At 45.5% G+C, this 16,089-nt stretch carries 12 protein-coding genes; 9 read left to right on the plus strand and 3 right to left on the minus strand.

Translation table 11 applies throughout. The features are described from left to right. Positions 1-7 precede the first annotated feature (7 nt). The 3 genes from KUL49_RS02670 to KUL49_RS02680 all read left to right on the plus strand — a co-directional run bounded on the left by KUL49_RS02670 (position 8) and on the right by KUL49_RS02680 (position 3,375). Positions 8-649, plus strand: coding sequence for an energy-coupling factor ABC transporter permease (locus tag KUL49_RS02670; protein WP_049586496.1), 642 nt, complete (start codon positions 8-10; stop codon positions 647-649). A 111-nt stretch (positions 650-760) separates the two neighbouring features. Further along, positions 761-1,936: an FIST signal transduction protein gene (locus tag KUL49_RS02675; RefSeq protein WP_131136223.1), complete on the plus strand. Its 1,176-nt coding sequence runs from the start codon at positions 761-763 to the stop codon at positions 1,934-1,936. Then, positions 1,933-3,375, plus strand: coding sequence for a sensor histidine kinase (locus KUL49_RS02680; RefSeq protein ID WP_075176382.1), 1,443 nt, complete (start codon positions 1,933-1,935; stop codon positions 3,373-3,375). The genes KUL49_RS02675 and KUL49_RS02680 overlap by 4 nt, the downstream gene beginning before the upstream one ends. A 24-nt stretch (positions 3,376-3,399) precedes the next feature. Here KUL49_RS02680 and KUL49_RS02685 read toward each other — a convergent pair whose 3' ends face one another. Further along, the gene (locus KUL49_RS02685) at positions 3,400-3,963 is read right to left on the minus strand and encodes a phosphoribosyltransferase (RefSeq protein ID WP_014949139.1); all 564 of its coding nucleotides are present in this window, start codon (positions 3,961-3,963) and stop codon (positions 3,400-3,402) included. Positions 3,964-4,040: 77 nt separating this feature from the next. Next, entirely contained in the window at positions 4,041-5,351 is a 1,311-nt protein-coding gene (locus tag KUL49_RS02690) for a lipoprotein-releasing ABC transporter permease subunit (RefSeq protein ID WP_131136224.1), read from the minus strand. Between the two features lie 192 nt (positions 5,352-5,543). On the opposite strand from KUL49_RS02690, the gene KUL49_RS02695 reads away from it, so the two are divergent. The 4 genes from KUL49_RS02695 to KUL49_RS02710 all read left to right on the plus strand — a co-directional run bounded on the left by KUL49_RS02695 (position 5,544) and on the right by KUL49_RS02710 (position 12,052). Then, on the plus strand, positions 5,544-6,152 hold the full coding sequence (locus KUL49_RS02695; protein ID WP_131136225.1) for a PilZ domain-containing protein: 609 nt from the start codon (positions 5,544-5,546) through the stop codon (positions 6,150-6,152). Between the two features lie 51 nt (positions 6,153-6,203). Further along, positions 6,204-9,701: a transcription-repair coupling factor gene (mfd, locus tag KUL49_RS02700; protein WP_131136226.1), complete on the plus strand. Its 3,498-nt coding sequence runs from the start codon at positions 6,204-6,206 to the stop codon at positions 9,699-9,701. A gap of 1 nt (position 9,702) precedes the next feature. Then, positions 9,703-11,454: a CsiV family protein gene (locus KUL49_RS02705; RefSeq protein ID WP_131136227.1), complete on the plus strand. Its 1,752-nt coding sequence runs from the start codon at positions 9,703-9,705 to the stop codon at positions 11,452-11,454. 82 nt (positions 11,455-11,536) lie between these two features. Continuing rightward, positions 11,537-12,052 carry a cob(I)yrinic acid a,c-diamide adenosyltransferase gene (locus tag KUL49_RS02710; protein ID WP_131136228.1) on the plus strand — a complete coding sequence of 172 codons (516 nt, stop codon included), beginning with the start codon at positions 11,537-11,539 and terminating at the stop codon, positions 12,050-12,052. 46 nt (positions 12,053-12,098) lie between these two features. On the opposite strand, the gene nagZ is transcribed toward KUL49_RS02710, so the two are convergent. After that, complete coding sequence (nagZ, locus tag KUL49_RS02715; protein ID WP_131136306.1) at positions 12,099-13,109, minus strand: beta-N-acetylhexosaminidase; 1,011 nt, start codon at positions 13,107-13,109, stop codon at positions 12,099-12,101. A 98-nt stretch (positions 13,110-13,207) separates the two neighbouring features. On the opposite strand from nagZ, the gene KUL49_RS02720 reads away from it, so the two are divergent. Continuing rightward, positions 13,208-15,610 carry a penicillin acylase family protein gene (locus KUL49_RS02720; protein WP_131136229.1) on the plus strand — a complete coding sequence of 801 codons (2,403 nt, stop codon included), beginning with the start codon at positions 13,208-13,210 and terminating at the stop codon, positions 15,608-15,610. Further along, positions 15,607-16,077 (plus strand): Cys-tRNA(Pro) deacylase, encoded by a 471-nt coding sequence (ybaK, locus tag KUL49_RS02725; RefSeq protein WP_131136230.1) that lies wholly within the window; start codon positions 15,607-15,609, stop codon positions 16,075-16,077. Before KUL49_RS02720 ends, ybaK begins: the two co-directional genes overlap by 4 nt. Positions 16,078-16,089: the final 12 nt, after the last annotated feature.

Below are 16,089 nucleotides of genomic sequence, written 5' to 3' on the forward strand. Positions count from 1 at the left end.
AGTAAAAGTGAGTTCACTACAACTGCTAGCATTGCTGATTTACGGTGTATTTTTACTCGGTGCGGTCAGGCATGTGGACTTTACTCATTTTGCGAGTAACAAGCAGCAGCAACATCTTATTTTTGGTACTGCTGCTTCGCTTTTCGTTCTCTGGTTGTTTAAAGCAGGCATCTTCGAGGGCCTAGATGTTCATTTTCTAGGCCTTTCAGTTTTGACATTAATGCTCGGCTTTAGAAACGCTATTATTGCATCGTTTATCGCGCTACTAGGCGCAAATGCAGTCGGCTACGGTAGTTGGGAAAACTTTGGCGTTAATGGGCTACTCGGCACCGTTCTACCTATTGGCATAACCTATCTATTTTATATGCTTTCTTTTCACCGTATCCCTCGACAACTTTTCGTGTACATTTTTGTTTGTGCCTTTTTCCCTGCCGCTCTTTCTATTGCATTAAAGACGCTAACGCTCGGTGCGTTTTATTACATTGAAGGTACATATACTTGGGACATCATTTTTGACAACTACGTTTTGCTTATACCACTTTTGGTCTTTCCTGAAGCTCTGTTAAACGGTATGGCGATAACGCTTTTAGTGATCTACCAGCCAACGTGGGTTTATACCTTTCACGACAAGTTTTACCTCGATAATTAAGTTCTCTTCAACACAGTTACTGTAACTCGTGTAACTCTTCAACTAATGTTTAATAAGCTTTTCCTAATTTCAATCTATTATTAAAGAGTATGGTTGAGTGGTAAAGGCCGAATGTATATACAAACATTTTCGTTGGAGTGTAACGACGCATCTAGTATGGCGTCCGAAATAGATAGGTTATTTAGTGAAAATACACCTTCACTCGTTATTGGCTACGGCAATGCAGACTTACCTTTCAACGAGCTTCAACATGGCCTTAGCGCGTTTACCGCGCCTTATTTCATTTCCAGCTCTTGTTTAGGAGCGCTACTTTGCGACGGCAGTACCGTTGACGCGGGGTGCCAGTTAGCGCTTTTTTGTGTGAATGACGATGGTGGAGCCTACGGCGTTGGAAGTGCAGACGCCTCCTGCTACAGCGCCTTTGAAGCTGGCGCCATCGCGTTACAAAATGCGCTAAACAATGCGGGAAGACCTTATGAAAGCCCAGCGTTAATTTGGTGTGCGTTGCCGCCAGGAGAAGAAGAAAGAATACTTGAAGGTTTCGCCAGCATTGTAGGGACTCAAGTTCCTATTTTTGGTGGTTCAATGGCAGACAACACGGTTTCAGGCGACTGGACAACCGTTACAAAAGATGCGTGCGGACCACACACTGTGGTAGTTGCAGTTATGTATCCCTCTACTCCATTAGGGGTGAGTTATAGCTCAGGATACAAGCCAACCGATACCCTATTTAAAGCAACGAAAGCGAAAGGACGCCAACTACAACAGCTTAACAATAGCGGTGCAAGCACCGTTTATAACAAAGCGACCAATAACCTTATCGCTCAACAGCTATATGGCGGTCAAATTTTAGGACTAACATCGTCAGCACCGCTAGGCAGACCAGTAGAATTAGACAACGGTGCGGTGAATTACCTTCTGTGCCACCCCGATTCTGTCGATGAAAGTGGTGCACTACATGTTTTTTCAGAAGTAGAAGAAGGTGAAGAGTTGGTGTTGATGGAAGGTAGCATTTCTAGCCTTACATCTCGTGCAGAGCGTGTGATAAACAATGCAGTTATGTTGCTGCCCGAAAATAGAAAGCCTGTTGGCGTACTAATGATTTACTGCGCAGGATGTCGCTTGATGGTTGGAGACGAAATTAATTTCATGCTGAATTCGCTGCAAGAAAAATTTCCAGCATTACCTATTTGCGGCCCGTTTACTTTTGGCGAGCAAGGGCGCTTTTTAGATGGCAAGAACAGACACGGCAACCTTATGATATCAGCGGTAGTGTTCTCTCAATGAATAAAGATTACGAAAATGTTTTAGAAGATCTAGCGCTTGTTTACCGCCTTAAACAGCAGGCTGAGGCACATAAGAAGGAAAGCGATGCTTTGCTAGAAGGCACTCGCGTATTACTTACCGCAGAGGACGAACAAGACCTTTATAAAAAAATGTTTAGTGTGTTCAAAGGACTGTATAATTATCAAGTTTGCTTTGTTCTTGAGAATGAAAGCGCTGGCAAAATGAGGTGCATTAACAGCACCCATCCACCGCTACTTAACACCGTATGGCAAATCGATGACACGCTCTCCCGCGCGGTAAAAAGTGAGCCTATAGCACTATTCAACATCAAGCAGCAAGCGACGTGGCAACGCCACCTATCCTTATTCGACACGCCCGTCACCTCTGTACTTTATTGTCCATTTAAAGTACATCAGCAACACGCAGTTATTGTGTTTTGCCATCAAGCTCTGGGTTATTACACCCAAGAATTTGTGGATATGGCTAACAGATACCGTACCTTTACCGAGCAAATGGCCATGGGGATGCAGGCTAAGCTAATGGCGCTTGAAACGGTGAGGTTGAAAGAAGAAAAAGCCATTGTAGAAAAAAGCCTTATCGATTCAGAAAAAATGGCATCGCTAGGTTTACTTGCCGCTGGTGTTGCCCATGAAATTAATAACCCTGTTGCTTTCATTAATAGCAACATTCACTTTTTACGGAACGTGCTGCCTGCGCTATCGCAAATGCAAGACATCGTCTTACAATTGGCAGCTAGCGCAACCGACGATGAGAGGCTGAAGGTAGCTGAAGCTGCGAAACAGTGGAAGGTTGAAAATAAGATTGATTCATTAAGCGACGAAATTGCAGATATTTGCAGCGAATCAGAGGAAGGCCTAAATAGAGTTACAGACATTATCACCAGTCTTCGCTCTTTTTCCCACGATGCAGATATTCCCGATGATGAAACCGTAAACGTGAACGACTGCATAGCTCATGCCTTGCGATTAGTAAACAGTGAATTGAAGCACCGAATAAAGATTCAACAGCACCTAAGCGATGTGCCTTTAATTAAGGGAAAAACAGGAAAATTAAACCAAGTATTAGTCAATTTATTCGTAAATGCTGCGCAAGCGATGGAAGATGGGGATAAATTAACTATTTCTTCGTTTGAAGAAAAAGATCACACCGTCATAACGGTAAAAGATACGGGCTGTGGTATAGAAAAGCATGCCCTTCAAAAGCTCTTTGAACCGTTTTACACCACCAAACCAACCGGCAAAGGCACTGGATTAGGACTTTATATCTCGTTCTCCATCGTTGAAGCGATGGGGGGAACCATTAGCGTAGAAAGTGAAGTAAACGTGGGCACCACATTTACCCTATCTTTTCCAGCGAAGTTGGAAGATAAAAAAACCGCACAAGAGTGCGGTTTAGATACGTTTAACAGCAACTCCTAGTCGCTTATATCAAGCATTTACTCACTACTTTTTGAACAAAATGTCCATAACGTCAGCCAGCTCGCCTTTGCCTTCACGAATTTCTTCTTCCGACAATCCCGCAATTTCGTGAGGGAAAACCAGCCATTCATCACTTTCGTTAACGTAATAATCTGGCACGATGTCTGTCGTGTTGTTTTGCGGTTTGTACCACGGACATGCAATGCGAATATCTTTAGGCATGTTCAAGCGCATTAGTTTATTAATTTGCTTAATAAGTGCATCTACACTGCGGCCTGAATCGAAAACATCATCAACAATCAACAACTTGTCATCAGCATTCGCGTTTTCTACCAAGTAGTGTAATCCGTGCACACGGATCTCTTTCGATTGTTTGTTTATTCCATAGTAAGACGATGTACGTACTGCGATATGGTCGGTTGATGTATTCTTAAATTCAAAGAATTCTTGAACCGCGATACCAATGGGAGCACCACCACGCCAGATACCAATAATAAAGTCAGGGCGAAAGCCGTCTTCATACACCTTTGCCGCTAGGCGAAAGGAATCCTGTAGAAGCGATTGCGAGGTGATAAAATTCTTGTTCATGACGTCTCACTGGGCAAAATTTAAAAGACCGCGAGTATAGTGAATTTTGCACTAACTTGCACGGTAAATTCAGCGATTTATTCGTTTTGGAGCGCTTGCGACGGTGCAATTTTCATCGCTTTGCGCGCTGGATAAACGCTGGCTAAAACACACAGTAGCAAAGACAGCAAAGCAATGCCTGCAATTTGTACAACGTCCATTTCAATTGGCAGCCCTCTACCGTCTGCCGCTAAGGCTAACGGCGACCCGATAAGGTCCAAAATGTTATTTAATTGGAGCGTAATCACTACGCCTAATACTAGACCAATGCCAGCGCCTTTGATGCCGTTAAACAAGCCGTTTAACACAAAAATCCACATTACCGAACTGGGTAACATACCTTGAGTTTGGAGTACTGCGATATCGCCTTGTTTTTCCGTTACCACCATTACCAGTGCCGAAACGATATTAAATGCCGCTACCGCGATAATAAGCAGCAACATGAGCGTCATCATGTTCTTCTCCATCTTGACGGCATCAAATAGCGGCCCCTGACGCTCACGCCAAGTCTTCATATTATTTACAGAGACACCCACCCTATCGGTGAGCGCGCTAACAACTGCTTGGTAGTTAAAAGCGTCATTTAAAAAGAGTCGAAGCGATTGTTCGCTACCTTTAGGATCTCGCATTAAGCGGTTCACATCCTTAAGGTTCATATACATCACTTTGTCATCCATCTGCGAGCCCATATCGAAGACACCCACCACGGTTACAAGCCGTTGACTTGGCATTCTTCCAAAAGGTGTATACACACTTGCGCCTGCCACCATAACCCGCAATCTGTCTCCAACCCGCGCTTCAAGTTTAATGGCAAGTGAGCGCCCAATAATGGCAGCAAAACTCCCCTCAGTTAAATCGCTAAATCGCCCCTGCTCCATGTGGTTTGCTACCAAAGTGTGCTCAATCATTACTTCAGGTTGAACACCGTGAACCTGAACACCACGCAAGTCCGAGCGAGACTGCACTACTGCTTCAGCTTCCCTGTAAGCCATAGTGGCAACAACGCCTTCGATGGGTGTCTCGCTAATTTCTTTTAAAGTAACTGTCTGCGTTTTTTCTGCAGTTTGCGTGGGTGTCTCTGTAACTTCGTTCTCGCTGGATGTCCTGCTAGGACTCTCGCTTATGATGGGTGTCTTTGTAATTTCAATATGGGGGACAATGCCTAAGATGCGCTGTTTTAGTTGACCTTCTAGGCCGTTCATAACAGACACAACGATAATGAGCGCCATCAATCCCAGTGCAATACCCGCCACTGAAAATCGATTAATAAATGAAACAAAACTGGTTTGGCTTGCTTTGTTAGACTTGGCATAACGATAAGCAATGAATGCAGAAAGAGGATAAAACATAGCGCCTTGCTTTTCAGTAATACGGTAATCTGCCTTATGTTTAGCTATGCTTAATGAATGAGAAATTCAGATAAGTAGCCCAAAGACGAGATGACGGGTTAACCCCAAAATAGTAAAGTGGGTATACTACGTGTGATCGGTATACTACTTATAAGTTACTAACTGCACAAGAATTAGTGGCAGAGGAATGATGTGAGCGAACTTAGCCTAGAACAAAAAAAAGCCCAATTCGATGAATATTTTTCTATCGCACATCGCATAAACGCCAATATGCGCCCGTTAGGTGAAGACGAAGTAGTGCCTGATGAAGAAAACTTAGAGGAGTCGATGCCGTATGCATTTCGCATTGCCAGCGAAATGGCCGCTATTGAAGCACAGGCAATTCGTCCGCTTCGCAACCTAAGTGACCACGCTGAGTCGCTGGCTGACTACTTAAACCATCAATCTCGAAAAATTGACTTGATGATGTCGTTCGTTTTGCACCAGCAAGACGAGCCAGAGTTTCGCTTCAAAACCGTAAAGCTCGGTGGTGGCGGTGTGGTCATCGAGTCAAAAGAAGCATTGGATGTGGGCGCCAAAGCGGAACTTAAACTTTTCTTGGATGCCGAAGCAGCAGCAATATTTTGTTTTGGCGAAGTAATTACTTGCGAGCAAGTAGAAGACCGTTACCATATCGCCTTTATTTTTAACACCATTCGAGAGCAAGACCAGGAGCTTTTAGTTCGCGCTAGCTTGCATATTCAAACGCAACAGCTAAGAAAGCGGGCAAAAGAAAAAAAGCGGGATCTGAATAGACCCTAACATCAGTATATAAGCCGTAAAACTCATCTTGCACTTAAAAAACAGGACGTCATGACAGCCACTTTATTATCGCTTCCATTACCTGCGCCTAAAAAAGAAGCCTCATCACAAGATCACAAACACTGGGGCCAACTTCAAGGCAGCAGTGCCGCACTATGTATCAGCCAAGCACTCAGCCAATACAAAGGCCCTATTGTACTGATTACCGCCGATACACCGTCGGCAATGAAGCTCGAAAAAGAAATAGCCTTCTTCTTAAGCGATAATACAAAGCATACACCTATTACTCTGTTTCCAGATTGGGAAACACTGCCCTACGATTCGTTTTCGCCCCATCAAGACATTGTTTCTCAGCGATTAGAAACCCTATTCCGCTTTACACAGCAAGGCGAAGGCATATTCATAGTGCCTGTTAACACGTTAATGCAGCGTTTAGCCCCTACCGATTATTTAGCAAAGTATTTGCTTATGCTAAACAAGGGCGACACCTTAGATAGAGATCAGTTCAGACGCAATCTCGAGCAAGCCGGCTACCTGCATGTTAGTCAGGTAATGAGCCACAGCGAATTCTCGGTGCGCGGCAGCATCATCGACCTTTTTCCGATGGGAAGCGACCAGCCATTTCGAATAGACTTGTTTGATGACGAAATCGACTCCATTCGCTATTTCGATACTGAAACCCAACGCTCTGGCGAGGCTGTTAACGAAATTCGCTTGCTACCAGCACGAGAATTTCCTACAGACAAAGAGGCAATCACGCTTTTCCGCCAGCAGTTTTTAGAAAAGTTCGACGCAAACAATGCATCTGAAAGCGTATTTTCTCAGGTAAGCAAGGGCACCATGCCGAGCGGTGTGGAATATTATCTTCCCCTCTTCTTTGAAAAAACCGCCACGCTTTTTGACTATCTTCACCCTAAAAGCCTGCTATTACTTCACGGTGATGTGCAAGACGCCAGCGAGTTTTTCTGGGCCGACGTACAAGAACGTTACGAGCAGTATCGTTATAACTTAGCCCGTCCACTGCTTGCACCAGACGAGCTATTTTTACCTATAAATGAGCTATTTGGTGCCATAAAACAGTGGCCTCGTGCATCTCTTTCCAGCAAGGTACTTGAAGAAAAATCAGGTACTAGCAACCTACAGTGTGAAAAGCTTGACGACATCGCGATTAACTCGCAGAAAAAAGTACCTGCTGAAAGACTCATTAAAACGGTAAATCAAGCCACTGACAACGGGGCTAAGGTACTGTTTTGTGCTGAGACCCAAGGTCGCCGAGAGGGTTTGCTAACCGTACTCGCAAAAGCAGGCATCAAACCAAAGATTGTTGATAGCTTTAGCGATTTTATCGCAAGTCACGACAACATTGGCATTACCGTGGGTATGGTTGATAACAGTTTCCGCTGGCAAACCCAGGAAGGCGAACTGTTATTTATTACCGAAACCGAACTATTAGGCCAGAAAGTAAGTCAGCGCCGTCTTCGCGATAAACGCACCGCCACCGACGAAAGCGCCATTATCCGTAATCTTGCCGAACTTTCTATTGGTCAGCCTGTGGTGCACCTCGATCACGGTGTTGGCCGCTATTTGGGTCTTCAAACGTTGGACGCGGGCGGCGTAGCAACCGAATATTTGTGCATCGAGTATGCTAAGCAATCTAAGCTTTACGTGCCTGTGGCCTCGCTTCACTTAATTTCACGCTACACCGGTGGCGACGCCGATAGCGCGCCAGTAAGCGCCTTGGGCTCAGACGCATGGACAAAAGCCAAGCAAAAAGCCGCCGAAAAAGTTCGTGACGTGGCCGCCGAGCTTTTAGATGTATATGCCCGCCGCGCAGCCAAGCCAGGTTTTGCGTATAAAATTAACTGGGACGACTACCAAGCGTTCTCAGACAGCTTCCCCTTTGAAGAAACGCCTGACCAAGCCCAAGCCATTGCAGCGGTTATGCACGACATGGGCAGTCCATCGGCTATGGATCGCCTCGTTTGCGGTGACGTAGGTTTCGGTAAAACCGAAGTTGCCATGCGCGCGGCCTTCCTTGCTGCTAATGCTGGTAAACAGGTGGCTATTTTGGTGCCCACTACCCTACTTGCGCAGCAACATTACGAGAACTTCAAAGACCGTTTCGCGGCATGGCCGTTTGAAATTGAAGTCATGAGCCGTTTTGTAAGCGGTAAAGCACAAAAATCTGTGGTTGAGCGGATCGGCGAAGGCAAAGTAGATATCGTAGTAGGCACACATAAACTGCTGTCTAGCGATATTAAATACAAAGATTTGGGGCTGGTGATCATCGACGAAGAACATCGCTTTGGCGTGCGTCAAAAAGAGAAACTTAAGTCCTTACGTGCCGATGTAGATATCTTAACGTTAACCGCTACGCCAATTCCTCGTACGCTTAACATGGCGTTATCAGGCATGCGCGACTTATCGATTATTGCCACAGCCCCAGCCCGTCGTTTATCAATTAAGACCTTTGTGCAGCAGCGTAATAAAGCCGTTATTCGCGAAGCCATTATGCGTGAGATATTGCGTGGTGGTCAGGTTTACTTCCTTCACAACGAAGTGGATAGCATTGCGCGAACGGCCGAAGAAATCGCTGAAATCGTTCCCGAAGCCCGTATTGCAGTGGGGCACGGTCAAATGCGCGAGCGTGAACTTGAAGGCGTAATGAGCGACTTCTATCACCAGCGCTACAACGTACTTGTGTGTACTACCATCATTGAAACAGGTATCGACGTACCAAGTGCGAATACCATTATTATGGATAGAGCCGACCATTTAGGTTTAGCGCAGCTGCACCAGCTTCGTGGTCGTGTGGGTCGCTCGCATCATCAAGCGTACGCCTACTTATTAACGCCTCATCCAAAGCGCATGACCAAAGATGCAGTAAAACGTTTAGAAGCAATATCGCAGCTTGAAGATTTAGGTGCAGGTTTTGCGCTTGCTACCCACGATTTAGAAATTCGTGGTGCCGGTGAGCTGTTAGGCGATGACCAATCAGGGCAAATAGCGAGTATTGGTTTCAGTTTGTATATGGATATGCTCGATAAAGCCGTTAACGCCCTTAAAGAAGGCCGAGAGCCTTCATTAGACGACGCGACTTCGGGCCATACCGAAGTTGAACTGCGTATTCCAGCCCTATTGCCTGAAGACTATATTGCCGACGTTAACACTCGCCTATCGCTATATAAGCGTCTGGCAAGCTGTACGTCGCAAGACGACATTGATGAATTCCAGGTAGAATGTATTGACCGCTTTGGTCTATTGCCAGAGCCAGCTAAAAACTTGATAGAAGTGGCTGAAATTAAACTAAAAGCCCAGGCGTTAGGCATTCTAAAAGTAGACTTGTCGTCCCAAGGCGGTACCATAGAGTTTAAAGAAACCACTAAGGTTAACCCAGGCTATATTATTAGTTTGGTGCAAACCAAACCAAACACCTTTAAGTTTGAAGGAAGCCAAAAACTGCGTTTGGTGAAAAAGACCGAAACAGCTAAAGAGCGCATCGCGTTTATTAGCGATATTATTGCCGATTTTGCAAAGGAGTCGCGGTAACATGAAGTTATCTCGCTGGTGCCCGTTAGTTGCATCAATAAGCGCCGTTTTCTTAACGACAATTTCAACTACAGCTAACGCCAATGACAACTGGTGGTTCGATGTGGAAGTTATTGCGTTTAAGCGCAACGTGGCACTAACTGAGTTAGAAGAGCAGTTTTCTTTGGCTGACAACTTGTCAGCCCCTCGCGCTCAGGCAGACATCATCAGCGATATCATTTCGCCTGATATAAGCTATCTAAAACAAGGGTTAGCCGTTTGCGGCGCTGATACATCGGTTAAGTGGCCTAGCAACGGACTTTTGAGCGTGCCCGCAAAAGATGTAGATTTCTTGTCGCTGCCTAAAGATAACAGTGCGCAGTACGGTGACATGTCTCCTAGCTCTTACTCTGAAGAAGCGGGCTATGGATATAATGAAACATCTGGTTTAACAGCCAATGAGCCAACTCCTACAGCAGACGTAGCGAGTCAGGCACAAAGCGAAAACATTAATGGCGATGAGTTTGGGGCTTCTTATTCGTCGTCAGACTCCGACTATAGCGATAGCCTTGACTACTCAAATGAGGGTATCATCACTGACGACGTCACACCCGCTCCTGATGCTGCAACCATCGCCAGCTATTGGACGTCTTTCTTCGGCGTAAAAGATTCCTCACCTGTCACGGTGCCTGTATTTAAGTACTGTGAAGAAGCGAAGCCATGGCTTAGCGCTGAGGTAACCACTGCACTGAACGTTGTTGTTCCAGGCGACGACGAACTAAACTCAGGCGTTTCGATAAGCGAGAGCAAGTCTAGAAGCAGCGCGCTTCAACCTGTAATCGTATGGAAGGTGAATCAGCCGGATAATAGGCTACCCGCTCCAGCAAGTTTACCTATTATCATTGAAGGACACGACTGGCCGCTTGCTTCAAAAGCGCATCTGCTTACCAGTAATCAGCAAGCACTGTCTTCAATTTCTCGCCAAATACGTTCTAATCGCGAGCTAGAACGTTTGTTCCACGCAACCTGGCGTCAGCCAGTTATGTTTGGTAAAAACAAAGCTTTCAACGTGCGTCTTTATGGTGGGCAAAACTACGCGCAGCAGTTTGACTTGAACGGTGATATGCGAGCTTCAAAACACGTTGATAATGTAAACAATGAAACTGACGATTCCACTCCAGAGTTTGGTTACGGCTCCACCGCCACTCTTACTGATAATGATAACCATAGAAATACATCGAGCACAGATGAAAACAGCCTAAGTGATGTAAGTACTGCTTTTGAAGCTGATAAAACTGCAGCGCAAGGCACTGATCAATTTCTTGCTGTTTCAGATATTTTTGCCGATTTGGACCGCCGTTTGTCAAACCCACAGGCTATAGAGTATGGCGCATTTAAAGCGCTTGATACGCCGATTATTGTAGAGCAAGGTGAAGATGACACTACCGACGCTTCGTTAAGAACCCCCATTTGGGAAATTGACGGCACTATCAAAGTATTTCTTAAGTATATTAACCGCGTACCTTACCTTCATGTAGATGGCGAGATGTTTTATCGCCAGCCGGTGCCAATGAGCTACTTCAGCAGTGAAGATGACAGCTCTGGTAATGCTGCTAAGCCCCGTCAAGCGACATCAACAGCGTACAAACTGGTTTCGGTTCCGTTAGCTGAGCAAAGACGTGTAATCAGTACGCAACTGCATTATTTCGACCACCCGCTGTTTGGTTTTGTAGTACAAATTCGTCGCTACAATCGCCCTGACGTTAGTGAGTGATTTAAGTAAACGCTTAGTGTAAGTGCTTTGGTTTTAAATACAAAAGACAACATTTGCGATTGATAGAGAGATATAGGTTTTTATGAAGATTTACACTCGCACTGGTGATAAGGGCAGCACGCAAATTTACGCTGACAAAGCCGTTCGTGTAGATAAGGATGATTTAGTAGTACAAAGCTACGGCGATATGGACGAACTCAATAGCCATATCGGGCTACTCGCAGCGCATGTTACTGACAAACATAAGCCAATGCTCCAGGACATTCAGCGCAACCTGTTTCAAGCTGGCTTTGCTATTTCAGCAAGCTCAACGCTGACAAAAACTGATATTGAGAACCTAGAAAGCCTTATAGACAATATTACCCGTCAAATGCCGCCTAATACGTCGTTCGTGCTGCCTGGCGGATGTAAGGCTGCTGCCCAGGCTCATGTTTGTCGCGCAGTATGCCGCCGAGCTGAACGTGCTGTCATTAGCCTATCTAAACATTATGACGTGCCAGAAGTGGTACATGCTTATTTAAATCGCTTAAGCGATTTTCTCTTCACTTTTGCGCGATTTATGAATGTAGAAGCTGGCGTAGAAGAAGTACCAGTATAAGCAAACGGCATTAAAAACAGAAAATGAAAAACGGTAGTTATAAAAACTACCGTTCGCTTAAACGCTTCACCAGCTCAACCGCACTGTCGTATTTATCATTGAGCCCCGCAGGCATGACACGGTCATAAAGCGCCATAACGCGCTCTCGCTTTTGTAAATCGTTGTTAGACGGATTAGCAAAGCGCATTTCCAATCCATCAAGGATAGTCTCAGCCCCTTTCGGATTGTTGCACGCAAGTACCATGTCGCAACCTGCTTCCAGCGCTGCCTCAGCACGCTCCACGTAACTTCCCGCAACACTTGCGCCGTGCATAGACAAGTCATCAGAAAATACTGCGCCGCCAAAGCCTAGATCCTGTTTAAGGATATCCTGCAGCCATTTAGTTGAGAAACCCGCTGGCTTATCGCACACCTGATTATAAATAACATGGGCAGGCATAACGCCATCAAGCAACGCACGCTCAATTAAGCGTTCAAAGACCACCATATCGGTACTGCGTATCTCATCAAATTCGCGTTCATCGACGGGTAACGCTACATGCGAATCTGGCGCTACACTGCCATGCCCAGGAAAGTGCTTTCCAATAGCTGGCATATTTACGGCTTTTAGACCTTGGATTAGATGAGCGGCAAGACGAATAACGTCGTCTGCACTGTCTGAAAATGCTCTGTCACCAATAACTTGCGATACACCATTTATATCAAGCACCGGTGCAAAGCTAAAATCGATATCTAAGGTTTTAAGTTCATAAGCCAATACTAATCCACACGCTTTTGCGTATGCAGCACTTTCATCTTGATGCTCTGACTGCCTTAAAATATCGCCCATTGCAGGTATGGCAGTAAAGCCTTCACGAAAACGCTGAACGCGGCCTCCTTCATGATCGACGGCGATCAGTACTGGACGCTTTGCAAAGCGTCTTATATCTTGAACCAGCGCAGAGAGCTGACGCTTGTCGTGATAGTTGCGGCTAAATAAAATAACGCCACCCACTACTGGATGTGTTAACTTTTCCTTTTCTTCAGGCAGAAGTTCTTCGGCCTGACAATCCAACATTAATGGCCCCACGGCACCGCCTTAGTATGTGTCATAAAACATCACTTCAATTTTGCAAGTTCTGTGGTTAGGATAGAGAAAAATAGGGAGTTTTACACGTGATAAATTGGTTCAAGTGGTTGGTTTTAAGTGTTTTAGCACTGCTTTTTTTAACGGTACTGGGATTGTACATCTCGCTTCGTATGAGTTTGCCCGCACTTGACGGAAATAGCGCCACCTATCACGTAAACGCACCTACTGAGCTAAGCCGTGACGAACTAGGCCAAGCTGTTATTAAAGCCAACGATATTTTCGACGCAGCCTATGCACTGGGTTTTGCGCATGCTCAAGATCGCTTTTTTCAAATGGATTTACAGCGCCGCGCCGCATCGGGCAGTTTGTCACAATGGGTGGGCGACATTGCCCTAGATATCGATAAAAAAGCCCGCTTTCATCAATTTGAGAAACGAGCAAAAGCCGTATTCGATAACCTTCCCTCAAAACAACAAGAACTACTTGTACGTTACGCCCACGGCGTAAATGACGCATTGTCTGAGTATACGTTGCCACCTTTTGAATACCTAGCTGCAGGCGTTGATATAAAACAATGGCGCCCCACCGACAGTATTCTTGTGATTTACAGTATGTATTTGGATTTACAAGGTAGCCAAGTAGAACTTGATTTAGCGAGAGAGGCACTGCTTTCAACATTTGGGAATGATGTATACAGCTTCATTACTCAGCCGAGTAATTATCAGGCAGCGCTTGATGCCAGCGAGATACCATTGCTTGAAGCACCTATTCCAGAGTACCCTGCATCGCTACGCCCAATTACTCACTCACCAGAAGATAGTAATGGCGAGAGCATTAAGCAAGAGCCTGAAGACGCGACTACTCAGTACTCAAACGATAGCGACAATACTGCTATTGCCCGTGCACAATATAACGGTACTGAACTTCCTGATATTGGTAGCAATAACTGGGCGGTGACCGGGAGTCACACCACTACAAGCGCAGGCCTTTTAGCAAACGACATGCATTTGGGCTTACGGGTTCCCATCATCTGGTATCGCGCCCAGCTAAACTATCAAGAATCGGGCAGCGATGTGCAAGTAACCGGGGTTTCCCTTCCGGGCATTCCTGGCATTGTTGTAGGCACCAACGGCCATATCGCTTGGGGTTTTACGAATGCAAATTTAGACAATGTAGATTGGATTGAGCTAGGCGAATCGACGGCCACAAGTACGGTAACAGAGCGTATTCCTTTACCTGATGGTGAGCACACATTTGAGTTTGAAGTAAGTTCGTATGGGCCAGTGAAAGAACTCAATGGCAAGCGCTATGCACTTAATTGGGTAGCGCATCATCCGTTTGCTGCTAACTTGGGAATAATAAACTTCGGCAATGCAAAAAATGTCCAAGCAGCGATAAAGATGGGCCAACGCATTGCTATTCCCACGCAAAACCTCGTGATTGTTGATGAAAGCGGCAATGCGGCTTGGCTTCCTGGCGGCGCAGTTATGGAAAGGCAGCAGGCTTCATTCACTGCTATAAAAGAACAAGAAGCAGTAAACACACCACCAAAGCGCGCATCGAAGCTTCCCATGGTTTTAAACCCCGATATGGGAAGAATATGGACTGCAAATGCTAGAGTAATTTCGGCTGATGACTTCAAAGTCTGGGGCGACGGTGGTTACGCGCTAGGTGCTCGCGGACAACAAATAAGAGACCGTTTATTTGAAAAAGACACCTTTACTGAGACTGACTTTTACGCCATTCAGTTAGATAATCATGCCCGCTTTCTTATTCCTTGGCAGCACCTTTTGTATGGGCTGCTCAATATGCAAGACATTGAATTTAAACCCGACCTCGCTTACCTAAACACATGGGACGAATGCGCATGTGAAGATTCGGTTGGCTACACGTTAGTTAAGCACTTTAGGCAGGAAGTGGTACAAACCCTTTTTGGAGGCGTACTTTCAACGTTAGACCAACAAGGTGTAAACAGCCGTACACTCTTACGTGGCATTGAACCTGCTGTGTGGCAACTTATTCATAGTCAGCCTGACTCTTGGCTACCTCACGATACTGAAAGCTTCGACGAGCTACTTGTAGACGCTTACAGGCGCGCCAAACACAAGCTGTTAGACAAGTATTCACCAGTAGAAGCTAATATGGAAACATTAGCCTGGGGCAAGGTGAACGCACTTTCTGTTAAACATCCATTTGCTGATCAAATTCCTCTAGTTGGTGATATGTTAAACATGCAACAAGTAGAAGGTTTTGGTGATACATACATGCCTGCTGTACAAGCACCTAGTTTTGGTGCCTCTGAGCGACTATTTGTCAGCCCTGGCCATTTAGAGGATGCCATTCTAACACTACCTGGCGGACAATCCGGCCACCCACTGTCAAAATTTTTTACAACTGGCTTTAACGACTACGCAACACACGCAGCTACTCCTCTGCTGCCCAGCCAGCCGATACACAGCCGAACATTTTACAAAAAAGAGGTTGAATGACACCTGCAATCACTTTGCTTACTAAAAAGCGTATCGCTCACAGCGTTTTAAAATATGAACACGACGCAAATGCGTCATCTTACGGGCTAGAGGCGGTTGAAAAGCTAAACCTTAATGCGGATACCGTTTTTAAAACATTGGTAGTGAGTACAGATAATAACAGGCTTGCCGTGGCCGTGGTCCCTGTAAACACCAAACTTAGCGAAAAGAAAATGGCTAAAGCGTTAGGTGTTAAAAAGGTAGAAATGGCGCAAGCAAACGCGGTAATGGTTGCAACAGGCTATGTGTTAGGTGGTGTAAGCCCCATAGGGCAAAAAAAGCGCTTAGCAAGCGTTATCCATAACAGCGCTGAAAATCTGCAAACTATTCACGTAAGCGCTGGAAAACGAGGTTTAGAAGTGGCACTCGCCCCTTCTGATCTAGCTACGCTCACTAGTGCTAAGTTTGCAGATATTTCAGTAGATTGAACATAGATTGAG

The sequence above is a fragment of the Alteromonas sp. KUL17 genome (assembly GCF_006538305.1).
In the GTDB taxonomy this organism is placed as follows: domain Bacteria; phylum Pseudomonadota; class Gammaproteobacteria; order Enterobacterales; family Alteromonadaceae; genus Alteromonas; species Alteromonas macleodii.